This is a genomic window from Roseivirga sp. BDSF3-8 (assembly GCF_041449215.1).
Taxonomy (GTDB): domain Bacteria; phylum Bacteroidota; class Bacteroidia; order Cytophagales; family Cyclobacteriaceae; genus JBGNFV01.
The window spans coordinates 568,153-592,564 of record NZ_JBGNFV010000001.1 but is presented as its reverse complement, the minus strand read 5'-3'; the positions used below and the strand labels follow the sequence as shown (position 1 = coordinate 592,564).

Annotated in this window: 23 protein-coding genes; 7 read left to right on the top strand and 16 right to left on the bottom strand. The window is 46.5% G+C overall.

What is annotated here, in order from left to right:
* Positions 1-274: 274 nt before the first annotated feature.
* From AB9P05_RS02305 to AB9P05_RS02240, 14 genes are all read right to left on the bottom strand, one after another.
* Positions 275-3,004 carry a DUF4062 domain-containing protein gene (locus tag AB9P05_RS02305; protein WP_371907202.1) on the bottom strand — a complete coding sequence of 910 codons (2,730 nt, stop codon included), beginning with the start codon at positions 3,002-3,004 and terminating at the stop codon, positions 275-277.
* 119 nt (positions 3,005-3,123) lie between these two features.
* A complete protein-coding gene (gene aroF, locus AB9P05_RS02300; RefSeq protein WP_371907201.1) occupies positions 3,124-4,134 on the bottom strand; it encodes a 3-deoxy-7-phosphoheptulonate synthase in 1,011 nt (336 codons plus the stop codon).
* A gap of 12 nt (positions 4,135-4,146) precedes the next feature.
* Entirely contained in the window at positions 4,147-4,944 is a 798-nt protein-coding gene (gene trpA, locus AB9P05_RS02295) for a tryptophan synthase subunit alpha (RefSeq protein ID WP_371907200.1), read from the bottom strand.
* A 33-nt stretch (positions 4,945-4,977) separates the two neighbouring features.
* The gene (gene trpB / locus AB9P05_RS02290; RefSeq protein ID WP_371907199.1) at positions 4,978-6,159 is read right to left on the bottom strand and encodes a tryptophan synthase subunit beta; all 1,182 of its coding nucleotides are present in this window, start codon (positions 6,157-6,159) and stop codon (positions 4,978-4,980) included.
* Positions 6,160-6,169: 10 nt separating this feature from the next.
* A complete protein-coding gene (locus AB9P05_RS02285; RefSeq protein WP_371907198.1) occupies positions 6,170-6,805 on the bottom strand; it encodes a phosphoribosylanthranilate isomerase in 636 nt (211 codons plus the stop codon).
* Positions 6,805-7,632, bottom strand: coding sequence for an indole-3-glycerol phosphate synthase TrpC (gene trpC / locus AB9P05_RS02280; RefSeq protein ID WP_371907197.1), 828 nt, complete (start codon positions 7,630-7,632; stop codon positions 6,805-6,807). Before trpC ends, AB9P05_RS02285 begins: the two co-directional genes overlap by 1 nt.
* A 19-nt stretch (positions 7,633-7,651) precedes the next feature.
* Positions 7,652-8,662 (bottom strand): anthranilate phosphoribosyltransferase, encoded by a 1,011-nt coding sequence (gene trpD, locus AB9P05_RS02275; protein WP_371907196.1) that lies wholly within the window; start codon positions 8,660-8,662, stop codon positions 7,652-7,654.
* Positions 8,659-9,231 carry an aminodeoxychorismate/anthranilate synthase component II gene (locus tag AB9P05_RS02270; protein WP_371907195.1) on the bottom strand — a complete coding sequence of 191 codons (573 nt, stop codon included), beginning with the start codon at positions 9,229-9,231 and terminating at the stop codon, positions 8,659-8,661. Before AB9P05_RS02270 ends, trpD begins: the two co-directional genes overlap by 4 nt.
* A 33-nt stretch (positions 9,232-9,264) precedes the next feature.
* Positions 9,265-10,683, bottom strand: a complete 1,419-nt coding sequence (locus AB9P05_RS02265; protein WP_371911327.1) for an anthranilate synthase component I family protein — start codon at positions 10,681-10,683, stop codon at positions 9,265-9,267.
* A gap of 1,157 nt (positions 10,684-11,840) precedes the next feature.
* Complete coding sequence (locus tag AB9P05_RS02260; protein ID WP_371907194.1) at positions 11,841-13,172, bottom strand: PIN-like domain-containing protein; 1,332 nt, start codon at positions 13,170-13,172, stop codon at positions 11,841-11,843.
* 331 nt (positions 13,173-13,503) lie between these two features.
* The gene (locus AB9P05_RS02255) at positions 13,504-13,716 is read right to left on the bottom strand and encodes a hypothetical protein (protein ID WP_371907193.1); all 213 of its coding nucleotides are present in this window, start codon (positions 13,714-13,716) and stop codon (positions 13,504-13,506) included.
* A gap of 358 nt (positions 13,717-14,074) precedes the next feature.
* The gene (locus AB9P05_RS02250; protein WP_371907192.1) at positions 14,075-15,385 is read right to left on the bottom strand and encodes a type II toxin-antitoxin system HipA family toxin; all 1,311 of its coding nucleotides are present in this window, start codon (positions 15,383-15,385) and stop codon (positions 14,075-14,077) included.
* A complete protein-coding gene (locus AB9P05_RS02245) occupies positions 15,385-15,717 on the bottom strand; it encodes a helix-turn-helix domain-containing protein (protein ID WP_371907191.1) in 333 nt (110 codons plus the stop codon). Before AB9P05_RS02245 ends, AB9P05_RS02250 begins: the two co-directional genes overlap by 1 nt.
* 193 nt (positions 15,718-15,910) lie before the next feature.
* Entirely contained in the window at positions 15,911-17,107 is a 1,197-nt protein-coding gene (locus AB9P05_RS02240; RefSeq protein WP_371907190.1) for a low specificity L-threonine aldolase, read from the bottom strand.
* A gap of 585 nt (positions 17,108-17,692) precedes the next feature.
* On the opposite strand from AB9P05_RS02240, the gene AB9P05_RS02235 reads away from it, so the two are divergent.
* The 6 genes from AB9P05_RS02235 to AB9P05_RS02210 all read left to right on the top strand — a co-directional run bounded on the left by AB9P05_RS02235 (position 17,693) and on the right by AB9P05_RS02210 (position 21,551).
* Positions 17,693-17,884 carry a pinensin family lanthipeptide gene (locus tag AB9P05_RS02235; protein ID WP_371907189.1) on the top strand — a complete coding sequence of 64 codons (192 nt, stop codon included), beginning with the start codon at positions 17,693-17,695 and terminating at the stop codon, positions 17,882-17,884.
* Positions 17,885-17,921: 37 nt separating this feature from the next.
* A complete protein-coding gene (locus AB9P05_RS02230) occupies positions 17,922-18,134 on the top strand; it encodes a pinensin family lanthipeptide (RefSeq protein WP_371907188.1) in 213 nt (70 codons plus the stop codon).
* 335 nt (positions 18,135-18,469) lie between these two features.
* Positions 18,470-19,189, top strand: coding sequence for a hypothetical protein (locus AB9P05_RS02225; RefSeq protein ID WP_371907187.1), 720 nt, complete (start codon positions 18,470-18,472; stop codon positions 19,187-19,189).
* A gap of 136 nt (positions 19,190-19,325) precedes the next feature.
* Positions 19,326-19,616, top strand: coding sequence for a hypothetical protein (locus AB9P05_RS02220; protein ID WP_371907186.1), 291 nt, complete (start codon positions 19,326-19,328; stop codon positions 19,614-19,616).
* A 61-nt stretch (positions 19,617-19,677) separates the two neighbouring features.
* Complete coding sequence (locus AB9P05_RS02215) at positions 19,678-20,253, top strand: hypothetical protein (protein WP_371907185.1); 576 nt, start codon at positions 19,678-19,680, stop codon at positions 20,251-20,253.
* A gap of 1,028 nt (positions 20,254-21,281) precedes the next feature.
* Positions 21,282-21,551: a hypothetical protein gene (locus tag AB9P05_RS02210; protein WP_371907184.1), complete on the top strand. Its 270-nt coding sequence runs from the start codon at positions 21,282-21,284 to the stop codon at positions 21,549-21,551.
* A gap of 506 nt (positions 21,552-22,057) precedes the next feature.
* On the opposite strand, the gene AB9P05_RS02205 is transcribed toward AB9P05_RS02210, so the two are convergent.
* Positions 22,058-22,627, bottom strand: a complete 570-nt coding sequence (locus tag AB9P05_RS02205; RefSeq protein WP_371907183.1) for a DinB family protein — start codon at positions 22,625-22,627, stop codon at positions 22,058-22,060.
* Between the two features lie 319 nt (positions 22,628-22,946).
* On the opposite strand from AB9P05_RS02205, the gene AB9P05_RS02200 reads away from it, so the two are divergent.
* Positions 22,947-23,264: a hypothetical protein gene (locus tag AB9P05_RS02200; RefSeq protein WP_371907182.1), complete on the top strand. Its 318-nt coding sequence runs from the start codon at positions 22,947-22,949 to the stop codon at positions 23,262-23,264.
* A gap of 558 nt (positions 23,265-23,822) precedes the next feature.
* On the opposite strand, the gene AB9P05_RS02195 is transcribed toward AB9P05_RS02200, so the two are convergent.
* Complete coding sequence (locus AB9P05_RS02195; RefSeq protein ID WP_371907181.1) at positions 23,823-24,371, bottom strand: Crp/Fnr family transcriptional regulator; 549 nt, start codon at positions 24,369-24,371, stop codon at positions 23,823-23,825.
* Positions 24,372-24,412: the final 41 nt, after the last annotated feature.

Genomic DNA, 24,412 nt, shown 5'->3' with positions numbered 1-24,412 from the left:
AGGGGGACTCACTGTGTGCTTTTAAAATAGAGTCATTTTCGCCCTGTACCGCCATATCTCGCACAAACCCAAAAAACGAAAAGCCAAACCGAAGCACTGCACAACTCCCCCTTTGACAGGGGGCAGGCCTAAAATGCTACTATAGCAAGCAAATGCCCCGTCCGGGGGATGTCCTACCGTCCACCGCCCCCACGCCCCACCTACAATGATCGAGTTGTTTGAGGGGCTGGGGTGGTGGTTACGCCTTTGGGAATGGTACTTTTTGTTGGTTAAATCATTTCTTTTTTACTTTTGAAGACCCAGAAATATATCTTTGGTCTTGCATACTAATACCTAATTTTGCGCATAGTTGACTCTTTTCCTTAAAAGATATATTAAACATATATAGATAATCAATAACCAGATTTTGCAATAACATATGGCATAATTTATTGTCTTTCATCTCTTCATGATATTTGTCAACTGTTGTTAGGTTAATATTTTTGTATTTAAGTTTTGTTGAAAAATCAATCAATTTTACTGAATTGTAGTTATTCTTAGACAGAACTTTTTTCAATGTAGGATCTAATTTATCTAGCCCTACAGCGTTACTTACTCTATTAATAGTTCCCCAAGTAGCCAAAAACGAAAAGTTAAATAGTGTTTCTTTAGTAAGTTGTTGAACGGACTCTTTAAGTACGTGCCTATCTTTTATATGTTTCCGTGATACCTGTTCTTCAATAATATCAGCAATGGATTCAGAATTGCTTGCTAGCGTATTGATATAAAACGACAATGTTCTAAGCCCTATCATATAGGTCTCAGTTATCAACACTTCTTTAGTTTCACCATCTAGTTCACCCCAGTGCTTTTTAACAACCTGTCCTAACAGATCAATTGCTTTCATAGCCCTACTCAATCTGGCTATAAAATCTAGATTTTCAATATTGTCATCTAATTGAAATTCATCGTATTGCGACTTGTGATTTTGTAATTCTTTTTCCAATAATTCTTGTTCTTCTTCATTTTCTAATTCTTCAATTCTTGCTTGATCAACATCTATATGGTCTAGTATTTGATCTGGAATGGATTCGACTAATTTATTGATTTGTTCAATGTCAGAACTTAATTTTGTCGGACTAAATTCTTTAAATAAATTAGAGCTTTGTTCTATTAAGATTTTTATTATGTACTCATCTTTTGATAGATGCGTTAAGAACATTAAAATATTAGCAAATTCTTTTCTGAAAATTCTTTCTGCTAGCTTAGATATTATTAACTTTATTTCCTTTTTATATATATTATTTGCAATATACTTTGCTACGAAAAAGTAATAAATATAGTTTTCAGGAACTTGAATGCCATTATTTACAATTAATAGATTTGCATTCTCTAAAGTTTTTAAGGTTGTTTTGAAACTCGTTTCGATATCATATCTTTTGCAGAAAAGTATGAAGAAGTTGTCAAATGTATCATAGGAAACTTCTTTTGTCTGCAATTGGAACATATTAAAGCATAACTCCGTCATGAAATTATGGTACAAACTGATGTCCTTTTTATCCTTAACTGCAGTGTTTAACGCATCGTTTATTAAAAGTTCAAAGTAAAATCCATGTAATGAATAATTAGTATTATTAACGACATTTCCTTCATAGGCTTGAAGAATAGTTAATAGATATAAAGGGTAAGATGGTACGTAATTTTTGCCAATAATTGTTTTAATATAGTCGAGGGCAGCATCGTTTTTTCTCAAGACTTCATTTCTGTCTATAAAATTATCTTCGGCACCTAACTTATTCCATTTATCAACAAGCTCCTTTCTTAATATAGGTCCAAATTCTAAAATTCCTAATTTCTCATAATTTGCAAATGGATCCTTGCTGCCAAAGTTTTCCATTAGCATCAATGAGTTTCCTAATAGAACAATATTGGGTGAAATTTTATTTAAATTATTATTAAGGGCATGCCAAAATTTTATTTCTCCTTTAGTTGCCTTATCATAATCGTCTATGACAAAGATTAATTCATTTTTATTTTTAGCATTTATTAGAAAAGGCTCTTTATATTGTTCCTTTACCTTCTTCTCTAAAATTTTAATTATTGTCTCAATACGAAGGTTATTAGTAAAGTCTCTTCCTGATAGTAATATCGGTAGATACGAATAATTGAAATATTCTTTTGTCAAATATTTGGCTATAGAAGTTTTGCCTGAAAGTTGCTTGCCTAAAATTACATATTTAAAGCCTGAATTGTCAGAAGGAAAAGTAGAGGCTATCTCGTCGGTGTTTTTCGTTTTATAACCTGTATTTTCTTTGCTATCAAATGTTTTTAAGTCAGGAGGACAATATATATCATCTAATGTTACAGTTTCAACATTAGAATGAGAGAATTTTGTACCAACATTATTTAAATGGTTTTCAAATTTTTCGGTAAACTCGAATGTTATTTCGTCATTCTCTAATTCATTTGCCGTATCTTTACTTTTCGTTTCCTGTTCTTTGTTTTTCAGCTTTTCAGAGATTGCTAGATATAGATGGTCGTGAACTAAATCTTTAAAATCTGCTAAAGAGCTATAGGGCTTATATAAACTTCCATATGATCCAACCGTTTTTTGAAACTCTTTTACTTTTGAGAACTGTTCAAGATCTATATTGCTGGGATTTGAAGGCACTTCACTGAAGTAAAACATTATCGTAATGTCGCTCCCTTTAAGAAAGTTTTGATAGGCTATGTTGAACTCCTCCTCTGTTCCTGATCCAGCATTTTTTGTTGGAGACCCGAACTTGAGCCACATTATCCCTATAAAAATATCGTAATCAGTTCCGATTTGTTTGTTTATTTCGCCTTGTGCGTATTCACCTGTGGAAGGTCTAGTATCTTCCCATTTTAGCAGCTTAATATTAAAACCCTCTTGACTACCCTGGGTTTTATTTAATCTATCAATTTCCTTTTGACAAATTTCTCTTTCTTTTTGAACATCACTAGGGGAAGCTATAAATACTTTTATTTCTTTAATGTCTTTCATCTGACTTCAATAATTAAACTTTAGAATGCGAAAATATGAATAATTCCACCCCCACCAAACAAAAAAACCGCCCTACTCTCGCAGGACGGTTCTTAATACCGAAGGTATTATACTATACCTTAAAAACTCTCTCTAAGCTCCAATGTCTTCCTGATGCGGGCGATCATGTTGTCTGATTCGCGAAAGTTGAGGGTTTGCTGGCCGTCGGAGTAGGCTTTTTCGGGGATCTCGTGGGTTTCGAAGATTACGCCGTCTGCGCCTGCCATGATGCTGGCCAGGGTGATGGGCTCCACGTGGTGGCGGATACCGATACCGTGGCTGGGGTCGGCGATGATGGGCAGGTGCGTTTTCTCCTTCAGGATCGGAATGGCGTTCAGGTCCATCGTGTTACGGCTCGCCTTCTCGTAGGTACGGATACCGCGCTCACAAAGCAGCAGGCGCTCGTTACCGCCGCTGAATACGTACTCCGCACTGTAAAGCAGCTCCTCGATGGTGCCGCTGATACCGCGCTTGATCAGTACAGGCTTGTCCACCTTACCCAGTTCGTCCAGCAGGTTAAAGTTCTGCGTGTTACGCGCACCCACCTGGTACATGTCGATGTAGTCGTACATCTCCGCGATCTGGCTCACCTGCATGACTTCCGTAATGATCTTGATACCCGCCGCTTTCGCGTGCTGGTGCCACAGCTTCAGGCCGTCGATGCCCAGGCCACGGAAGCTGTACGGGGAGCTACGGGGCTTATACACACCACCGCGCATGATCTTCACGTTGTTCGCCTTCAGGTGGTCTATTACCTTCACGATCTGCTCTTCGCTTTCGATAGAGCAGGGACCGGCCATAATGGCAAAGTCATTGGCACCTACCTTCACGCCGTCGCCCAGGTCTATGGTCGTGTAGTCCACCTTCCACTTGCGGCTTACAAGCTGGTAGTCATCGCTTACCATGTGGATATCCTGTATGCCTGCCATCTGGCCCAGGTCGCGGATATCAAAGTCAGCCTTGCCGGTACCGATCAGGTAGTCGCCTTTCTGCGTCAGTACTTCGGTGGGCTTAAATTTCAGGCTGCTCATCTTATCCGTGATCGCCTTCTTGTTCTTTTCGCTTATATTTTTATCGAGCTGAATAATCATAATGCCGGGTGTTTAGATTCCTTTTACGGAGTGAATAAAAGAAGTAATGTCGCTGCCAAGGTCATTGCTCTCGCGCAGCATGTTGATGAAAGCAGAGCCGATAATGGCACCGCTGGCGTACTCACAGGCACGGCCGAAACTTTCATTGTCGCTGATGCCGAAGCCAATGAGGCGCGGATTGCCTAGCTGCATGTCATTTACACGCTTAAAGTAGCTCACCTGCTCATCGGATATCCCTTTTTTGGCACCGGTGATGCTCGCCGAGCTTACCATATATATGAAACCTGCGCTGTGCTCATCTATCGCACGGATGCGCTCCTCGCTCGTCTGCGGCGAGATCAGGAAGATATTGTGCAGGCCGTGGCTGCGGAATGTCTCCTGGTAGTGGTCCAGGTACTCCTGCAGCGGCAGGTCTGGCAGGATAAGGCCATCTACGCCTATCTCCTCACACTTTTTACAAAACTCCTCTACGCCGTACTGCATCACGGGGTTCATGTAGCCCATCAGGATAATGGGGATGCTCACCTTCTCACGGATACCGCTAAGCTGGTCCATAAGCTTGTGCAGCGTCATGCCCTGCTCCAGTGCGTGCATATTGCTCTCCTGTATCGTAGGGCCGTCTGCTACCGGGTCACTGAAGGGAATGCCGATCTCGATGATGTCCGCGCCCGCTTCCTGCAGGTGCTCCGCTATCGCTGCCGTATTGTCATGTCCGGGAAACCCGGCCGTGAAGTACACGTTCAGGATGCCTTCCTTTTTACTGCTAAAAAGGTCGTCTATCCGGTTATTTATCTGTATTTCTGAAGACATGGTGTCTGAAATTCTTTAGTGAAAAAGGCCGGATCAGTAGCCGCCCCATTTTATATAGGTTTCCAAATCCTTGTCACCGCGGCCGCTCAGGCTGATGACAACCCTGTCCTCCGGACGGAAGGCCACCTTTTCCAGCACCGCAATGGCGTGTGCCGACTCAATAGCCGGAATGATACCCTCTGCACGGCTCAGGCGAATGCCCGCCTGCATAGACTCCTCGTCCGTAATGGCCACAAACTCCGCCCGCTTGCTGTCAAACAGGTGCGCGTGCATAGGGCCGATGCCGGGGTAGTCGAGTCCGGCGCTGATGCTGTGGGGCTCTGTTACCTGGCCGTCAGTTGTTTGCATCAGCAGCGTAAGGCTGCCGTGCAGGATGCCCGGCTTACCCAGGAAGGTGGTGGCCGCTGACTTTCCGCTGTCCACACCATGCCCTGCTGCCTCTGCAGCCAGCAGCTTCACGTTTTCATTTTCCAGGAAATGGTAGTACGCACCCGCCGCATTACTGCCACCGCCCACACAGGCGATCACGTAATCGGGGTATTCCGTACCCGTCTTTTCCTTCAACTGCGCTTTAATCTCCTCACTGATCACCGCCTGGAACTTCGCCACCATATCAGGGTAGGGGTGGGGCCCCACTACGCTACCTATTATATAGTGCGTGTCCGCAGGGTTATTGATCCAGTGGCGCATCGCCTCATTCGTGGCGTCCTTCAGCGTACGGCTGCCGCTTTTGGCAGGCCTCACCTCCGCACCAAGTATGCGCATACGCTCCACATTGGGACGCTGGCGGGCTATGTCCACCTCGCCCATGTACACAATGCACTCTATGCCCATCAGCGCACATACCGTAGCAGTCGCCACGCCATGCTGTCCCGCACCCGTCTCGGCGATGATCTTCTTCTTGCCCAGTTTTTTGGCCAGAATGATCTGCCCGATGGTGTTGTTCACCTTATGGGCACCCGTGTGGCACAGGTCCTCCCGCTTCAGGTACACCTGTGTCTTATATTGTTCAGAAAGCCGCTCTGCAAAGTACAGAGGGGTAGGTCGGCCTACGTAGTCCCTGAGCAGGTGCTGGAATTCCTTCCGGAAGTCCTCGCTCTCCATGATGCTCAGGTAGTTTTGCCGAAGCTCCTCCACATTGGGGTAGAGCATTTCCGGTATGTAGGCGCCGCCAAACTTTCCGTAGTAGCCTCTTTCGTTTACTGCGTGTTTCATACGGCTATAATTAACCCTTGCGGGCCATTTTTTCTGTTAAAGCTATTAGTCTTACTGTGTCTTTCAGGGCCGGTTGGGTCTCAAACCGGCTGTTCACGTCTATACCGTGCAGAGGCAGGCCTTCCAGCGCGCCCAGTTCGCTTACATTCTCCGTGTCTACCCCTCCGCTCAGGATGATAGGCACCTCGTAAGGGTAAGCCTTCAGCACGTTCCAGTCAAACGCCACCCCGTTGCCCCCAAGGTTCTTTCCTTTCGTATCAAAAAGAAAATAGTCCACATGCGGCACGTAGGCTTCCAGCGTCTCAAAGTCAAATGACTCACCTACGGAAAAGACCTTGAAAATGGTAAAGCCTTTGTCCTGTAGCTCGCGGCACTGCTCGGGTGTTTCGTGGCCGTGTAGCTGCAGGGCCTGCAGGCCGTAAGTGTCGGCTTGCTGCAGGATGTACCCCCTAGGGGCATTCACAAAAACGCCTGTCTTGATCGTCCTATCCGGAAAATCTGCCGTTACCGCCGGGTCCAGCACACCTTCCGCATGCCTGGGGCTTTTCTCAAAGAAAATAAAGCCCATATAGTCCGGCTTCAGCGCCAGCACCTCCCGTATGTTTGCGCTGTCGCGCATCCCGCAGACCTTCCAGCGTAAACTCATCAGTAGGCGTTTTCCAGTTGACCTTTTCTGCGTGCTTCCAGGCTTTTTACTTCCTGGATAAATTTGCGGCAGGTTTCCCATGGCCGGCTTGTCGCCATGAAATGCTCACCGATTAGGAAGCCACGGTAGCCGTGCTCACGCAACATCAGCACGCTCAGCGGATCGCTGATGCCGCTTTCGCTTACTTTCACAAACTGATCCGGGATCGCGCGGGCAAGCTGTACGCTCGTATCCGTATTTACCTGGAAAGTCTTCAGGTCGCGGTTATTTACCCCTACCAGGTCCACCTCGTCACACAGCGCTGCTTTAAGCTCTTCACCGTCATGTACTTCCAGCAGCACTTCCAGACCCAGCTTATGGGCAAAAGCAGCCAGTCTTTTCACCTCTTCAGGCTTCAGTATAGCCGCTATCAGCAGGATACAGTCCGCGCCGATGCTCTTCGCCTCGATGATCTGGTACTCATCTATAATAAAGTCTTTACGCAGAATAGGGCAGAAGTTGTACTTACGGGCCGTCTGCAAATCTTCATTTTTTCCGCCAAAGAATTCGGTATCAGTCAGTACGCTAAGGGCAGAAGCACCTGCCTGCATGTAGCCGATGCTCGTCTTCTCCACCTTCGCGTGGTCATTGATAATGCCCTTGCTGGGCGACTGACGCTTGTACTCGGCTATGATACCGTTACGGTCTTCACGCAGCAGGTATTTTTTCATACTGATGGGCTGCGTCGGGAAGTAAATGCTCTTCTCAAGCAATTTTTCCGGAAAGAGGCTTTTCCTCTCCGTTACTTCTTTCTTTTTGTGGGCGGTAATTTTATCTAAAATATTCATAGTAAGATGATTTCGGATGTTAGTTTTTGCCAGCGAGTGCAGGCGATTTCGTTAAATTTCTGAACGTCTCGTAAGCCTTGCCACTCGTCAGGCTCTCGCGGGCTTTCTCCACTGCGCCCTTCAGGCCCAGTGAGTTATCTCCGCAGTACAGCGCCATACCCGCATTTGCCAGTATCACGTTGTTCTGTGCTTCCGTGCCCTTGCCTTCCAGTATGCGCAGGAAGATGTTGGCCGTTTCCTCTATCGTTTTGCCTCCGGCTATTTCTTCCGCACGGCATGGCTTCAGTCCAAGGTCCCGCGGCTCCAGTACGCGCTCCCCCTCGCGGGTGATCATTTTAAAAGGCCCCGTAAGGCTGATCTCGTCGTAGCCGTCCAGCGCGTGCAATATCACAAACTCCTTGTCCGTCTGCTGATACAGGTACGCATACAGCCTCGCCAGCTCCAGGCTGAATACGCCTACGAGCTGCTTGCGCGGGAAGCTCGGGTTTACCATCGGACCCAGCATGTTAAAGAACGTCTTCACCCCCAGGTCGCGACGGATAGGCGCCACATTCTTCATAGCAGGGTGGAAGAGCGGGGCGTGCAAAAAGCTGATACCCGCCTCTTCCATGCTCTTCTCTATCTGGGCCGGGTCGTTCGTAAACTCATAGCCAAAGTGCGCCAGCAGGTTGCTGCTTCCGCAGATGCTGCTCACACCGTTGTTGCCATGCTTCGCTACCGGCTGCCCCGCACCTGCCACTACAAAGGAGGACAGCGTACTTATATTAAAAGTGTCCTTGCCATCCCCGCCCGTTCCGCACAGGTCTATCGCGTCGTACTTCTTCAGGTCAAGGGGAATGCACAGCTCCAGCATCGCTTCGCGGAAGCCGCCGAGCTCCTCCACCGTAATGCTCCGCATGAGGTACACCGTAAGGAAGGCCGCCACCTGGCTCTGGTTATATTCACCCTGCGCCAGGTTAATCAGTATCCGCTTGGCTGTCGCCTTGTCCAGGCTCTTATGGTCAAAGAGGTCGTTTAGAATCTTTTTCATTTTTCCAGCCAGTTTTTAATCATTGTTTTGCCGTGCTCCGTCAGGATGCTCTCCGGGTGAAACTGCACACCGCGCACGTCATATTCCTTGTGCCGCAGCGCCATAATGTTGCCCGTTTCGTCCAGTGCCGTCGCTTCCAGGGCGCCGTTCATGCTGTCCGCCACCACGCTCCAGCTATGGTAGCGGCATACATTCAGGTCTTCCGGTATGCCCTTAAACAGGCGGTCGTCCATATGACTGATGCGGATACGGTTGGCCACGCCGTGCAGTACCTCAGGCATGTTAAATAGCTTGGCCCCAAAGGCCTCCGCTATCGCCTGGTGTCCCAGGCATACGCCAAACATGCTTTTGGTGGGCGCGTATCGTTTGATGAGTTCGGGCATAATGCCCGCTTCTTCCGGTATGCCCGGGCCCGGGCTCAGGAGCACCTTATCATAGGCCTCCACCTCATCCAGCGTGATCTTGTCGTTGCGGATCACGTCTGTGCTGTCGCCATAACCCAGCTCGTGCAGTATGTGCACCAGGTTATACACGAAGCTATCATAATTATCTAGTACGAGGATCTTCATGATCGTCTGTGTGACGGGTGTTTTTAGCTAATCTTAATCGCGTATCTCTTCTGCCAGTTCCAGAGCCGTATGCAGGGCGGCCAGCTTATTGTACACTTCCTGCTTTTCGCTCTCAGCCCTGGACTTAGCCACCACCCCGGCACCAGCCTGGTAGTAAAGGCGATTGCCCGTGCTGCAGAAGGAACGGATCATGATGGCGTGGTTAAACGTACCGTCAAATCCGCAGTAGCCGATCGCGCCGCCGTAGTATCCGCGGCGCAGCGTCTCGTACCGGTTTATCAGCGTCATCGCCATATGCTTCGGCGCACCGCTCAGCGTTCCCGCCGGGAAAGTATCCGCCACCATACGGATGGCAGACGTATTTTTACCCAGCCGGCCCGTTACCTTGCTCACCAGGTGGATCACATGGCTGTAGTATTGTATCTCTTTGAAAGTCTCCACCGTCACATTATCCCCGTTGCGGCTCAGGTCATTACGTGCCAGGTCCACCAGCATCACGTGTTCGCTGTTCTCCTTCGGGTCGTCATACAGCTTCTTCGCCAGCTCCGCGTCCGCCTCGTCATTACCCGTACGGCGGAAGGTTCCCGCGATCGGGTAAATGGTCGCCTCATCGTCCTTGATCACGATCTGCGCCTCAGGGCTGCTGCCGAATAGTTTGTAGTTGCCGTAGTCGAAGTAGAACAGGTATGGGCTCGGGTTTACGCTCCGCAGGGCGCGGTACACGTTAAACTCGTCCCCTTTAAAAGTATTGCTGAACCTGCGGCTCAGTACGATCTGGAACACGTCACCGCGCATACAATGCTCGCGGCCTTTCTCCACGATCTCCATATACTCATCGTCCGTGAAGTTGCTCACCTCTTCGCCGTCCCGCTTAAAGCCGTATACCGGCAGGTTGCGGTTATTGATCAGCGACACGATCTCCTCCAGCTTGCCCGTCGGCTTTTCGCCCTCAGGGTGGTGTTCAAACAGGTAAAGCTCGTTTTTGAAGTGGTCTACCACGATCACGAAGCGGTACGTGCGGTACACAATCTCCGGTATGTGGTACTGAAACTCGTCGTTTTCAGATAGGTCAATGTCCTCGAAGCTCTCCACCGCGTCGTACGACATATAGCCAAACAGGCCATTGGGGAGGAATTTGAAGGGAAGTTCAGGGTTTTTGAATGTCGCCGCAAAGTCATTCAGGCGGCCCACCGCGTCGTGGCGATCAGCGAGCGTCTCTAGGGTCGTTTCCTCGCCCGGCAGTTCTACGCGCAGCGTACCTTTGTCCAGCTCAAAAGAAGCCAGCGGCTCAAAGCAGATGTAGCTGAAACTGTTTTCATTGCCGTGGTAGTCACTACTCTCCAGCATGATACAGTTGCGGAACTTGTCCCTCAGCTTCAGGTACACACTTACAGGCGTGACGGTATCCGCCAGCAGCTTCCGGTAAGTGGTACTCAACTGAATGGTCTTCAATTGGGTTTCCACGTGTTAATTAGTTTTTAGTCTTTTGTAAGGCAGCCTAAAATTAGTCTAAACTGCCCGTAAAACGAAAAAAGCCCGCCGAGGGCGAGCTTTAGGTTCCATGTAATAATATCTTGAAATCATACACTTTTACTACTCGCCACTCATGTGAGAGAATGCCACCAGAAGTAAAAGAAATATGTGTTGTCGTTCATTTTCACGCTGTTAAGGTAATCACGGATTTTTTTCGAGGCAACAACTCTTTTGAAAAAATCTTCCGGCAACGTTTGAGTCCCTGAGCAAAAGCCAATTGCAGCCCCCACCTCAAGTATCAGTTTAGCCCCCACAATCGTGTGTAAGAATGATGTAAGTTTTTCGGGCTATGTGCACGTTTATCGCCTCAGCTTTTCTATGAAAGCGCGGGATTGTTCGGTGGAGGGGGGCTGAATTCTGTGTTGAGGATATACGTAAAGAAGTACGAGCGGGGTTGCTTTTTGGGGAAGTTGAGGCTCCTAGAGTAGGCTGATGGGGCATTGCTGTAGTGCTAGTTTGAAACTTCGGTGCTTAGCCCAGTACAACTGGGTGTAGGTTTCAACCACAAGATATGCTGTCGCTAATCTCGCGGTTGCTTTAGCCTCAATTACAAAAGGAGTATCTAGTTATACTCCAATTACTTTATTGCATGTCGATAGACACTTTGACTAGATAATTTCCCATAATTGGAAATCCGCTAATGTTGCTGTAAGGCAATGCTTCACTGAAGCTTTTTCTATTGGGATTTCTATTAAACTGGGTGAAATATGTTCTCCCATACCTCAACTCATGAGTATCTCCAATGCCTTTTGTAGTCAAGAGACATTTATAACCAAATTGATTTTTGATATGGTGAAAATTAACTATGCCTCTATTTGATATCTCTATCAATTTCTTATTACTCATAATAATACATTATATTCGATTAATATAACTTAATTGAGGTGAGTTTAGTTCGCCAACTACCGCGGGGTTGCCACCTTTGGGAAGTTGTCTCATAGGGATCCCTTCGGGGTACCTCCCAATGCAGGGTGATGGGGCATTGCTTAAATGTAAAAAAGGCAAATATTATAGCACACATTAAAAAAAACTCCCTTCCAAAGTAGAAGGGAGTCAGTCTCAGCCAGATGAGTGGTTTAATCAAAATCAGCTTTCGCTGTTTTTTCGTCACAATTAAAGCATGTTGGTAATCCATTGTATTGAGGGTACTCACCACATAGTTCACACATTTCCGGTTCTTTTTCTTTGCGTAACTCTATGTTGAAATATTCTCTAACAGTATTTCCACCCTCTAATCTACATTCTATATAGTCAATATTACCTTCAGGATATTCTACAACCTCAATATTAATATTCAATGAGTTGTTACAGTGTTCGCATATGAAACCGACTACGTATTCGTAATGTGTTTCATAACCCATGCCCCTTTCTTGAGAGTCTGTGAGATCTAAATTTTCTGAGATATCATCAAACGTCATGATATCTCTTTTCTTACAGCTATTGCAATCATATACTATATAGTTGTCACTATAGTAGAGATTACTCACCATATCATCAATTGTAGTAATGTCTATTTCAGTGGCAAGATGCTTTTGTGATTTGTATATAAAATCAGACAATGTATACATCCAAAAATCCTTCTCTGAGTAATCCATAAACTCTTTAATAAGATCATTATTTGGATGTGTTATCCGTTTTCTATTATCAATATGACACCAGTCATCTTTTTTACTTATGTCATCTATTATTAGTATAATAGGTTTATTGGTTTCTTTAGCGAAGTCTAAAATTTGCTTCCATATGATTAAATCCGCATATTTTTGAATTCCTGATTTTTTGTTTTTATCTCCATAACCTGGAGGGATTTGATTATTGTAGCGGTATTGGCCTTCTTTAACTATTTCTAATTGCTTTTTGAAACTGTAGTTTTGACCAACTTCAAAAGTTTCTTGAAGGATTTTAAAATACGAGTCATCTGCCAGTAGATCATTGATGGCTCTAGTTTGACTCTCAACTTCTGAGTAAATTGGTTCTGATAGTGACTCTACATCTTGCTTGAATTTTTCAATTACATCAACTAGTTTGTTAAAGCTTTGTGAAGGAATGAAAGGGTGTTTATTCTCATTTTTGGTTTCTTTTATTATGTTCGAAATTGTCGTTTTAAATTCCTTCTCTACAATTGAATTTAGATTTTTTAATTTTTCAATTATAGAGTCATATTTTTTAATTGGCTCTTGTAAAACATGCTCTCTATTTTTCAGATACTCGAATTCTACATGACCTGGAATCCAAGCTCTGTCTGATATGCACTTAAAAATCTTCTCTATCTCATGTATATAGCTTATTGGTATATGATATATATTTAATAGTGACGAAGAGTCGAAAATGAAATATGCCTCTTTCCATAATTTGATTTCTTTTTGTTCAGGCATTTGAAATTTACTATAGTTTTTTAAAGATAAATCCATGTAAAATTTAATTTTTTTAATTTTTAATGTAGTACAAATATAGAGTTGTTTTTTCAATAGTCCAAACGCTATTTAGTTAAATATAACAATTATTTAGACATGTTTTTTTAGGAAATTTTTTAATGAATTTATAAAAATTGTATATAGCTTATTTTGGGTAAAATTTTATACATCTATCTATAAATTTAGGTGCCTTTGTATAGGTATTTCTATATGTAGTGATATTTCAAAAACGTGAGAAGGCAGCTAGTAAAAAAAACTACGATTTGTCTAGACAAGATTAAGCTATCGCTAATCTCGCGGTAGTTACATCGTGCAAAGCCAAAGCTACCTACTCAATAAAAACCACCAGCACCCTCTCCCTAACTCCAATAGCCTTAAATGGCGCACCTGCATAATCCACAGCACTGCTATACGGATAGTGTTCTGGTTCCAGTACATAGCCTGCGGCTACCGGGTTTTGGTGGATGTAGTCGAGGCGCTGGTCTATCATAGTGGGTACCTCGAGGAGGCGGAGGACCCCTTCCGACCGCCACGTGGGCATTAGTAATATCCTTATTTTCTTCCTTTCAAACCAGTGTTTCTGTAGAGGTAAGCTAATGCTTTGGCGGCCACCTTCCCGAGGGAAGGATTTTGCTCACTGCTAAAAGTCATTAGAGTTGCCTTATAACCAGCTTTTTATTGATTAAGCTCTGGTGTAAATACCCTCCGCGGAGGGTCGGGCTATGTGGTTGCTTATGAAATCGGACTGTTCACTCCGGGGTGGGTCTGGGAAGTTGTGGATAATGCAAACGCCATAATCACTGCTATAGCCTGTCCAAACCCCGAATAAAGTTATCTCAAGCTGTTTTGCATGAAAAATCATTCAATAACCCTGTTTTTCACTCTTAATGAATGAAAAATCATACAGATACCAGCGTTTTCTTTATTGCCTTCTTCAGGTCAGGTAGTACCTCCACTTCATCCGCAAAGTGCTCCCACTGATTTACGGTATCGTTTACTTCCTGGATGATGTGCTCCGGCTTGCGGATGTTCATGGCTTCGGCTACGGTGAGGAAATCGGCTTTGGTGATGTGCTGCCGCTTGCCGTTGACGCTGAGGGCGTGCTGGCTTACCCACTGGCTGCCTGGGCGGTAGGCGTGGCAGATGTCGTAGGCGGGGGCCAGGGTCCACCTGGCGGTATCTTTTTTCATCAGGAAGGCGAAGTTCTTGGTATGGTCGTCACAGTTGCGGGACAGTACATTAAATACCATCCGGCGATACATCTGCTCGGCCTCGGGGTAGGTGAGCTTTAGTTCGCGCATGGTCTGGAAGAGCTGCTCGTAGCTGTAGCTGGTCACTTCGTTATAGTCGAAGTGCTTCATGGCGCAAAAGGTTTGCATATGGTGCTTGGTGTCCGCACCTTCGCGGTCGAAGCGCTTGGTCATGAAGTGTGCGCGGCCATTCTCTTCCAGCAAGGTGCTGGGCATGATGTCTATACCGCAGTGCTTTGCCATGAGGTAGTAGGCCATCTCCACACGGCCGTAGCCCTGGGTGGCACCGAGCTGCACGTCACTTACACCGTCCAGCTTTATGAGCCAGTGCTCGAAGCCTTTGGGTACACGGGTCTGTCCGGAGCGTACCTCGCCGCTCTTTTCATTATAGGCTATGACGGCTTTGGGTCGCGCCCCACCGGCGGAGGTGCCTATCTTCAGCATCTCGCGGATGGCCTGCTCATCATGGTTATCATCCAGTTCCGTAGCAAAGCCCTCCCGGTACTCCAGCATCTGGCGCGCGATGTCTACCAGTTGGTCTATCTCTACGGAAAAGGTATTGGTACCTGCCTTAAACTGTGCGGGTTCGAACTCCAGTGCCCCCATACCGCGCTGGCCGATGAAGCAGAGGGTTTCGACGGGGTTCATACTATCTTCCGGTCGACCGTTACGTGCGAGCCAGGCATTTATAAGCTGGTTACCGTAGCGGTCGGGCAGTACATCGGCGAGCAAGCCGGGCAGGCCCTTAAAGGTATTATAGGGGTCGTTAGGTTTTTTTCTAAGCTCGGGAAATTCATAGATTCTTCGCCCATCTTTAAGGGGCATTTTCAAAGGGCTAAGGTCCCAGCCGGTTTGGACAAAGGAGGGTGCATACTCGAAGGTAGCCAGTCCCCGGTCGGGCTGCCATGCGATAGCACCGGCATCACGTCCCCATATTTTAACGGTTGCAATGGTGATCATTACCAGTCGGAATCAGGGGCTTCATCGGACTTGTTTTGGCTGCGGGCACGCTTACGTTTTTCCTGCTGTAATTTGGCCAGGGCGATAGGGCTAATGGGTTCTTTTACCTCAAAGGCAGAAAAGATATGAAGCTGATCCAGTACGCGAAGTACACGAATGAGGGTTTCGGTATTGCCGGTCTCGCCACGCTCCAGCAGGCTAAGGGTAGAGCGGCTTATATCGGCTGCATCGGCCAGCTCTTGCTGGGATTTGTTTTGTTGCAGGCGATGATGCTTTACAAATGCCCCTATGAGTTCTTCCAGTTTTTTATCGGTATACCCGTTGTAAGCCATAGATTTAAGGTATGTAATTCCTCTATAAATTTAACGGATTCGCCCGGTATTTGATTCACTTTGTATGAAAAATCATTCAATAACCCCCATTTTGTTCATTAATGAATGAAAAATCATACATTATACTATCTCTAAGGGGCCTGATTGCAGGCTAATGGCCCGGTAAAGCACAGCCATTCGATGATCCAGCCACCTACACCCTTGCAGCCCTAACCCCATCTTTAAAGGCCCGGACCAGTTCACCCATACTACGGAAGTGAATGCTCTCATTGATGGTAAAGCCTACAATGCCTTCACTGTCCGCCTTACCAATATTTATCTGATGTGCTGTGTCGAGGTAGGTGGCCATTTTCTTCAGGTCGATTGAGTCATCCAGTGCCATCCTGTGAGCGTTAGTACCATTCGGAATACGGCTTATCGTAACCCCCTCTATGCCATTCAGCGCCCGGATTAACTCCTCGCCGGACTCCACTACCTTTTGCCAGCGCTCATCTATTCCCTTCAGGTAGTGCAGCGCCATAGCCGTATGTGGCCAGCTATGAAAGGCCGTGCCGCCAAATATCTTTATCTGGTGTGCTACCTGGTCTATGAGTTCCGCCTCACCGCAGAGGATCGCCCCGCCCGTAGCATTCAGGTATTTGTATAGAGAAATATACACCGTGTCAAAGTACGAGCAGTATTCCGCTACCGGCACCTTCGCGTAGGCCGAAGCGATATGCAGGCGCGCACCGTCCAGGTGCAGTTTCAGGCCATTAGACTGGCAGTAGGCCGCCACCTCTTTTATTACCTCAAGTGGCACAAACGTATTATTTTCACGCCTCACCGGGTTTTCAATAGCTACTGCCCCCATGCCGCTTCTGAACACCTCCCCCTCCTGCAGGTAAGTTATCTCCTTTTGCAGGTCCTCTGCCGTAAAATAAGGCTTCCCTTTACCCACCGGGATCAGCCGTTTACTATGAACCGTCTGGGCCGCGTCTGCCTCATCACGGTAAGTATGGCTGTTTTCCGGTACAAAGACCTTCGTATGGTCCCCGCTCAGGAGCTTCAAAGCCACCTGGTTTGCCATAGTGCCCGTAGGCAGGTATATCGCCTTCTCCTTACCCGTAATCGCAGCAAACTCCTCCTCAAGCCGCTGGGTCACACCACCGTTTCCGTATATATCCGGCTGTATACTATTTTCTTTATTTATCGCTTCCAGCTTTTTAATATAATCTGCCGGTGAAAAGGACAGAGAGATATCATCATATATAAAATTGATCCTGCTTTGTCCTGCATCTTCTTCAGGGGTAGCCAGTTCACTACCCAGCGTGGCGGCCAGTCCGCTTACCGGCATAAGCAGGGGGAACGCAGAGAGACTACATGTCTTCAAAAAATCTCTTCTATTATTCATGACAAGCGATTAAGTCTAGGGTAAACATAGCAAATTGTAAGCGGAGGTGGGAGAGATAAACTACTTTAAATTACCTTGCTTTCTTTTGTCCATTTTTCGTAATGTCTATCAGGTAATATATGGCTTTAGTGTTATCACTACTTGATTTATGTTTTTTATTTATATAAATAAAAAACACACATTAATTATTAGAAAGACTAATATCTATTACTATTTCCAGTTTTACTACCTCGGCTATAGACGTGAAGAAGGAAACTCATGAGGTAAAAGGTGAAGAAAGTATTGATGAAAGGATGTGTACAGCCAACGGACCCTTATCTTACCTATGGTGAATGCTTTACGCAGGGCAGTCCTTATGGGGACTGCTCGGATATATGGGTCTGCTATACAGAGTAAAATCCTACGAGTATATTTCGTGGCATTTTTTATATAAGTTTCTTTCTTCTACGGGAATATCCTGCGCGCATTTGGTCTTTTTAACATTTCCATTAAGAAGTTTAATAAAATAGGGTAAGTGATTTTTGGTGAGGCTAATTACTTTTGTTTGGTTATATTGTATTAATAAGACCAATTAAATTAGATTTTATGAAAAAGTTATCATTGAAAGACTTGAAGGTTTCCAGCTTTATAACTGGAAGTAATGTTAAAGGTGGTACCAATCAGATCACCATGTACGGATGTGAATCGTTTAAATGTGGTGATTCAGGGTTCTATAGTTGTGGTCCTTCAGAGGCAGTATCTGCCTGTGTAAGGAATACAATGTGTGTGTATCAATAACATGTCTAGTAATACACTTTATAGGTATTAAAATATTATGAAAAAGCTATCATTGAAAGACCTGAAAGTTTCCAGCTTTGTCACCAAAGCAAGTATTAAGATAAAAGGTGGATGGACTTATAATTCATGTGGACTTGAAACAGTCTGCATTGGCTGTCCGCATGCATCAGGACAAGACGTAGAAACATGCGGCTATTCTGAGGCTCAAACAGCTTGTCAAGGCCCTGATACTGCTTGTATATACCACTAAAAACTTCAGGCACCTGCCTTCATTGTCAGGTGCCAATTATTCCCCAATGATTGAATTTTTCCTATATTTACAGAACAATTCCACCTACTTTGAAAGGGTGAGTTATCCACAAATCCCCCCGAGCTACTTCGTCTCTGCTCCGTTTCTGGTCCGTAACTACTTCGCCTATCCTGTACCTATCCTATAGGTAGCCTATATGTAGGCGGTATATAGCGTTTGGCGCTGGTCAAATTGCCTGTAATTGGACTATTCCGCTACCGCTTTTCTGTCTTCATACCGCCTTTTATCAGAATGGTGCTTTCAGGTATATCCCCTATATTGTGACAAATAACCCTATGAGATATATCCGGCACATAGCGGGCCTTACGTTCGCCCTTATCCTCCTATGTAGTGCAGGCACTCTTGCACAGCAAGCCGCCATGCCCGACCCGGTAGTATATGAAAGATCAGCGGACAGGGGGGCGGCAGGTAGGTTGCCAGTACCTCAGCTACAGCAAGGCGAGTTCTGTATGAGGTTCTACTCCATCTATCCCATGGGCGCAAAAACCCTCGTGCAAATCGCCTTTCAGGATAGCGTCTATCAGCTCAGTGCCTATGTCTACCCCTGGTTTAAGTTTCCCCTGCAGTATAATACAGACACCCTGAATGGTGATATAGAATCATTATGGTACAGGCTGGACAGCCTTAACATCACCACCCTCCCAGACGAAAGCGAGGTGTGTTTGACCATCACAAAAGATGGTGTAATGGGTAAAATAGACCATGAGGAGTTCAGTAAAGTTTGGTCAGATGCAGCGTATTATAAAGTAGAAATAGTTAGCCCTCAAACCTATAGGGTGTATCAATATACGGCCCCTGAATTATATCAACGATCTGCGGACAAATATAAAGACCAATTCACCCTCCGGTTTCCCGACCATGAGCATTTTGCCAGAGTAATACAGGAAATTAATAAAGTGGTCGACCTGGAGCAACTGATTGTTTATCAACAAAGAAAAGAGCTACATATCCGGTACATTATAAAAGTTATGGAGTTTACCAACCTAAATATTTAATGCGCTATAACGTCTTCTTTGGAGTACGCCTCTCTACGTCACGCTTTAATAGGTAATTACCCAAACCGGCACCATGTATAGCCTATACTATAGCATATATATTCTTTGGCGCTCCATTTCTTTCGGCCTAAAGCATATGGAGTACCGGGCCTCAGCCACCTTTGGCCTCATAACCTTCTCCAATATGGTAAGCATCTGGCGCCTGCTCGGAGCAGACCCTGAGCTGATCAGTAAAAACCTGGCCCTGCTCTTGTGCTTTTTATGGGTAATCGCATGTATGGCCTGGTTTTCCAATAGAAAAGTTCACACCGATATCATCAGGAGGTTTTCCCACTGGACTAAGAAGCAAACCTACCTCAGCATCCTGTTTGCAATAGCCTATATCCTTGCGTCAGCACTATTCTTTATCACCACCATGGCTAATTAACGTTGTGTAATCCGCATATTTGCAGAGATATTTAAGTAATACCATTAGAGGAATTAAGGAAATGGCTAAGTATATAGTTCTACTGTGCGTCTGGAGCTTGGTTGGTTTCATCCGCTGTAGTGACAAGCAGGAAGAAAAAGCCGCTGAAACCTCCGGTGTTAGTGACGAAAGCGCCGAAGCCAGGCGTGAGCCCCGGGAAGGTTATAAAGAAATTAATGTAGGAGACTCCATTCAAATGCAGGTGCCTTCCGACTGGCAGCAGGTAAATAGCGAAGCCGTTGAACTGGCCTTTAGAGAAGACTGCGACAGCCGGAATTGTGATAGCATGATCATCTATGGCATAGCCCCAAAAGGTGCTTCCGGCAAAAAAGAACTAATTGTAGCCTTCGAGAAGTTCAGCTTCGCGAGTGACTACATTAGTGACCTTAACCCACTGATCCTTAATAACGATACTACCCGGATTTTGTATGACTATGTCGTCAATACTGATTCCACCTCATATTATGGAGGAGCCCTCTTACATGTAAATGGCGATCACTCCATTGCTTTTACCTTTTCAAGCTTTGAAAATGATAAGGATAAGTTTTACCAGGAGATGCTATATATGTGTAAGAGCATCAGCATTACGCATAATTAAAACATCGAAAGCAGGGTGGGGGATAGGAAATAATGGGGAAAGTAGGCGTTCTTATACCTATGCACGACTACTAATACAACACAATTAGCAGCCAGGGCATACTATAGCTGGCAGGGATTAATGCTGCTTCAGAGGCATAGCCGTCAAGCTAAGGCTCTATCAAAGGTATAGCCGTCAAGTTAAGCACACAAATTACTGTAAATCAATTAATAAGAAGTTAGTCCCCTTTTGAGACTGGGGACGCACACGTCGGGCAGGCGCAGAAATTTACTTTGGAATGGCAATAGCTCACGCCGGGGTGGGTCTAAAGCTGGAGCAATAATCCATTATTTCAGCTTATACCTACAGCCTAACCCAGTCGCCTGCGTACTCGGTCTGAAAGACCCCGGCTCCGGAATCTTTATTTGAGTTCTAAATGGCCATTTGAGGCCGAGTCGGTCCCGACCCCGGCTCCCAGGAAGGTAATTTACATTGGATCAACTCTTAGCTTGACCGCTATGCTAGCAAAGGGAGACTTGTTTCGGTGCTTTGTATGGCTTTCAATAAAGGATGCCTGAACCCCTGCCAGCGGGCAATCCAAGGATTGCATGGTACAAGTGAGATGCGTGCACCAATGAGAGTCCGAAATTCCTTCCCTGTTTTAGGGAAGGTGGCCGCGCCTGAAATGATTCACTCAAATCATATGCCTGTTTAAAAAGCAAATGTCATAGCTACAACGACGGCTCCCTCGCGGACGGAAGGGTACCTGGCAGATAGTGGCTAAATGTGCCAGGGGTCAATTAGTCTGCCTTTGCTGCCAGGTTACATCCCCCCGATGTCAATAACTCAACTTCGAATAGCTGTTTTGCATCTGCTCGTGTGCGAGTTCAACCTCCGTCGGTAGTGCATAGCCCTCGAGTTAAGAATGTAAGCAGTTCAAAAATAGCATGTTACCATTCCCCACCCCTTGGGAGGGGAAAGAAGAAAAAAGGTGACACACTTTTTTCTTCAGGGGCGGGTGCGAGTCAACTTTTCGCCCGAGGTACCAGTTGGACCGCACCCACTCTAAAAAGCCCTCAGCTACCGACATTAAGCCCCTCTATGCAAGAGAGGTAGACCTTGGGCCGAAGAAGCACCTGGAGATAACCAAACATAACCAATACGATTATGAACTGGCCCTCTACTTTATGGAGCATAATGATGTCAGGGTCAGTTTGAGTATACAAAACGACTGGATCCTTATAGAAGACCGTGTAAATATGTCCGGAGCCGTATATCCACTAAAAATAAGCCTTCCTATCCCAAAACGTAAAGAATAAAGTTTCTCATTTCAGGGGGGGTGCCTCCAGCCCTCGAGTTAAGAATGTAAGCAGTTCAGAAATAGCATGTTACCACTCCCCACCCCTTGGGAGGGGAAAGAAGAAAATAGGTGACACACTTTTTTCTTCAGGGGCGGGTGCGAGTCAACTTTTCGCCCGAGGTACCAGTTGGACCGCACCCACTCTAAAAAGCCCTCAGCTACCGACATTAAGCCCCTCTATGCAAGAGAGGTAGACCTTGGGCCGAAGAAGCACCTGGACATAACCAAACATAACCAATGCGATTATGAACTGGCCCTCTGCTTTATGGAGCATAATGATGTCAGGGTCAGTTTGAGTATACAAGACAACTGGATTCTGGTAGAAGGCCGGGTAAGTATGTCGGGAGTTATTTATCCACTAAAATTAGCCTTCCTATCCCACAGGGTTAGTGAAAAGGCATCATATCATTTACCATGTCTGCTGCCTGCAGAAATCGACACCATACCCCTTCCAGCCTGTTTCTTCTATTTCACCAGACTATGCCCTTTTTGTATATCTATAAGCACCCTCTCCACCTGTCGCATATGCCGTTCATTGTGGTTCACAAAGAAGCGTAGCGTATCGCCCAGCTTCACCCTCATCAGCGGGATCGTCATAGGCACCCTCACCCTGCCCAGATCGGCCCCCTTGGCTTCCTGCAGGATACCCAGTAGCGCCTTTTGCTGCTCAATGAAGCGCCCCACCACCCCCTTATCCAGCGTGCTCCCCCAGGGGTCCTTACTTTTAAAGGTCTTCATCTTATTCAGTTTCTCTTTAGGTTGCATCATACCCGCAAACCAGTTGCCAAACCAGCCCGGCCGGTAGGAAGGAGAAGGGTTATGCCTGCTCTTGCCGATCTGCCGTTTCATTTCCGGCAGGTAGTGATCACCGTACAGATTCATGTGCTCCAGGCACTCAAGCGTACTCCAACTAGTAACGTCCGGCTTACGGTTCAGCGTTTCTTCAGGTAGCTGGAGCAATCCCTCTCCCCGCTCAAGGTGCTCATTCACAAGGGCCGTTAGTTCCGCTAGCAATTCGTGGCTGTTGATCTTCATAGCATATCTCGTTTATCCAAAGGTCCCCATTGCTACCCCCAAAAGCATTGATCTTGATTAAGGTTTTGATGGAAAGTCCATCTTTTCAGGTAGTATCCCCATGCTTATTACATTTTATTTTTAACCGGCAGCCCCTATTTTTACAAAAAATCAAAAGCCTTGCCCGGTCAGGATCAAATAGTATTTACCAGCTCCCGCCGCCAGGTCATCATGACATTGGTCGTGTTGGTCCTTATATTTAGGTACTAAGCTATACTGGTTTAATTTTTTTTATGGGCTACTCCCCTCCATACTCATCGGCATATCAGCCATAGCATGGGTGTCTTTAGGTATATCATTCCTGAAACGATACACCGTCACACTCACAAACCAGCACATAATCATCCGCCATGGTAAAAACAAGGAAACCACTATCCTGAAGGCTGATGTAAGAGGCATTCATGTTAAAGACAAAGAAACCCTCCTGCTAATGGCAGGTGAAGAGCTTTTTTCCATAAACCATGACTGTCTGAAAAATAGTGAAAAGCTTATTAAGGCGCTGCAGAGCGAATTTCCTGCCGCCACACCCCCTGCCAATGTGCTGGGACAGTATAAAGTAGCAGATCAGCAGCCAGATAAACATTTTGCCGATGCCTGAGTCTGCTATTCCCGCCACCTTCAGCCTAGCCCTCAAGACAAGGCCCTATTTTACTGATTATGCATGATTTGCTTTTAAAAATGTAGCTCTGTAGCAATAAGCACAAATAATTCCCCTCCTGTGGGAGCATAGCCGTCAGGTTAAGCGTGTAATCAGCTCAAAAATACCACATTAGCCATTCCCCACCCCCTAGGAGGGGATAGAAGAAAAAAGGTGACACACTTTTTTCTTCAGGGGCGGGCCCGACTCTCGGTGGCCCGACTCTCGGTGGCCCGACTCTCGGTGGCCCGACTCTCGGTGGCCCGACTCTCGGTGGCCCGACTCTCGGTGGCCCGACTCTCGGTGGCCCGACTCTCGGTGGCCCGACTCTCGGTGGCCCGACTCTCGGTGGCCCGACTCTCGGTGGCCCGACTCTCGGTGGCCCGACTCTCGGTGGCCCGACTCTCGGTGGCCCGACTCTCGGTGGCCCGACTCTCGGTGGCCCGACTCTCGGTGGTCCGACTCTCGGTGGTCCGACTCTCGGTGGTCCGACTTTCGCTAAGCCGACTCTCGCCCCCCTCACTCCACCTCTCTTTTCACCCGGCTCAGCGTCTCCGGCGTCATACGCAGGTATGAGGCAATGTGCCGGTGCGGCACCTCATTAAATAGCTGCGGGCTTCTCGCCAGCACCCGGCGGTAGCGCGCCTGCGGAGAGGCCGTCAGCAGATCCATTTCACGCTCCATCTGCTGGTGCACAAGGTTCTTCAGTATAGCCTCATATTGTGTACGCATCTCGGGTGTGCTGCGTATAAGCCTCTCAAAAGCCTGCTGCGATATCGCCTTTAGCTCCGTCTTTTTGATCGCCTGCATATAGAACTGTGTCGGGCGGCCCGTCATCAGGCAGTCCAGCACCCCCACCAGGTTGAGCGGGTAGCCAAAGCGCACAACGTGTTCCACACCGTCATCCATTATATACATTCGCAGCGCCCCGCTCACCACCACGTACAGGTGCGTATTCAGGTCACCCGGCGTTGCCACAAACTCATTGCGCTTTAGCCTTATGTCACGCTCCCACAAGTGCTGGCGGTCTATCTCCGCTATCAGTACATCAAGCCCCCTTGGTTTCATGCTGCATAATACACAAGTGTACCCGTAAACAAAAAAAGCGA

Coding starts and splice junctions, on each gene's coding strand:
- AB9P05_RS02305 (WP_371907202.1), bottom strand. CDS start 3,004: ATGAAAGACATTAAAGAAATAAAAGTATTTATAGCTTCCCCTAGTGAT.
- aroF (WP_371907201.1), bottom strand. CDS start 4,134: ATGATTATTCAGCTCGATAAAAATATAAGCGAAAAGAACAAGAAGGCG.
- trpA (WP_371907200.1), bottom strand. CDS start 4,944: ATGTCTTCAGAAATACAGATAAATAACCGGATAGACGACCTTTTTAGC.
- trpB (WP_371907199.1), bottom strand. CDS start 6,159: ATGAAACACGCAGTAAACGAAAGAGGCTACTACGGAAAGTTTGGCGGC.
- AB9P05_RS02285 (WP_371907198.1), bottom strand. CDS start 6,805: ATGAGTTTACGCTGGAAGGTCTGCGGGATGCGCGACAGCGCAAACATA.
- trpC (WP_371907197.1), bottom strand. CDS start 7,632: ATGAATATTTTAGATAAAATTACCGCCCACAAAAAGAAAGAAGTAACG.
- trpD (WP_371907196.1), bottom strand. CDS start 8,662: ATGAAAAAGATTCTAAACGACCTCTTTGACCATAAGAGCCTGGACAAG.
- AB9P05_RS02270 (WP_371907195.1), bottom strand. CDS start 9,231: ATGAAGATCCTCGTACTAGATAATTATGATAGCTTCGTGTATAACCTG.
- AB9P05_RS02260 (WP_371907194.1), bottom strand. CDS start 13,172: ATGGATTTATCTTTAAAAAACTATAGTAAATTTCAAATGCCTGAACAA.
- AB9P05_RS02255 (WP_371907193.1), bottom strand. CDS start 13,716: ATGCCCACGTGGCGGTCGGAAGGGGTCCTCCGCCTCCTCGAGGTACCC.
- AB9P05_RS02250 (WP_371907192.1), bottom strand. CDS start 15,385: ATGATCACCATTGCAACCGTTAAAATATGGGGACGTGATGCCGGTGCT.
- AB9P05_RS02245 (WP_371907191.1), bottom strand. CDS start 15,717: ATGGCTTACAACGGGTATACCGATAAAAAACTGGAAGAACTCATAGGG.
- AB9P05_RS02240 (WP_371907190.1), bottom strand. CDS start 17,107: ATGAATAATAGAAGAGATTTTTTGAAGACATGTAGTCTCTCTGCGTTC.
- AB9P05_RS02235 (WP_371907189.1), top strand. CDS start 17,693: ATGAAAAAGTTATCATTGAAAGACTTGAAGGTTTCCAGCTTTATAACT.
- AB9P05_RS02230 (WP_371907188.1), top strand. CDS start 17,922: ATGAAAAAGCTATCATTGAAAGACCTGAAAGTTTCCAGCTTTGTCACC.
- AB9P05_RS02225 (WP_371907187.1), top strand. CDS start 18,470: ATGAGATATATCCGGCACATAGCGGGCCTTACGTTCGCCCTTATCCTC.
- AB9P05_RS02220 (WP_371907186.1), top strand. CDS start 19,326: ATGGAGTACCGGGCCTCAGCCACCTTTGGCCTCATAACCTTCTCCAAT.
- AB9P05_RS02215 (WP_371907185.1), top strand. CDS start 19,678: ATGGCTAAGTATATAGTTCTACTGTGCGTCTGGAGCTTGGTTGGTTTC.
- AB9P05_RS02205 (WP_371907183.1), bottom strand. CDS start 22,627: ATGAAGATCAACAGCCACGAATTGCTAGCGGAACTAACGGCCCTTGTG.
- AB9P05_RS02195 (WP_371907181.1), bottom strand. CDS start 24,371: ATGAAACCAAGGGGGCTTGATGTACTGATAGCGGAGATAGACCGCCAG.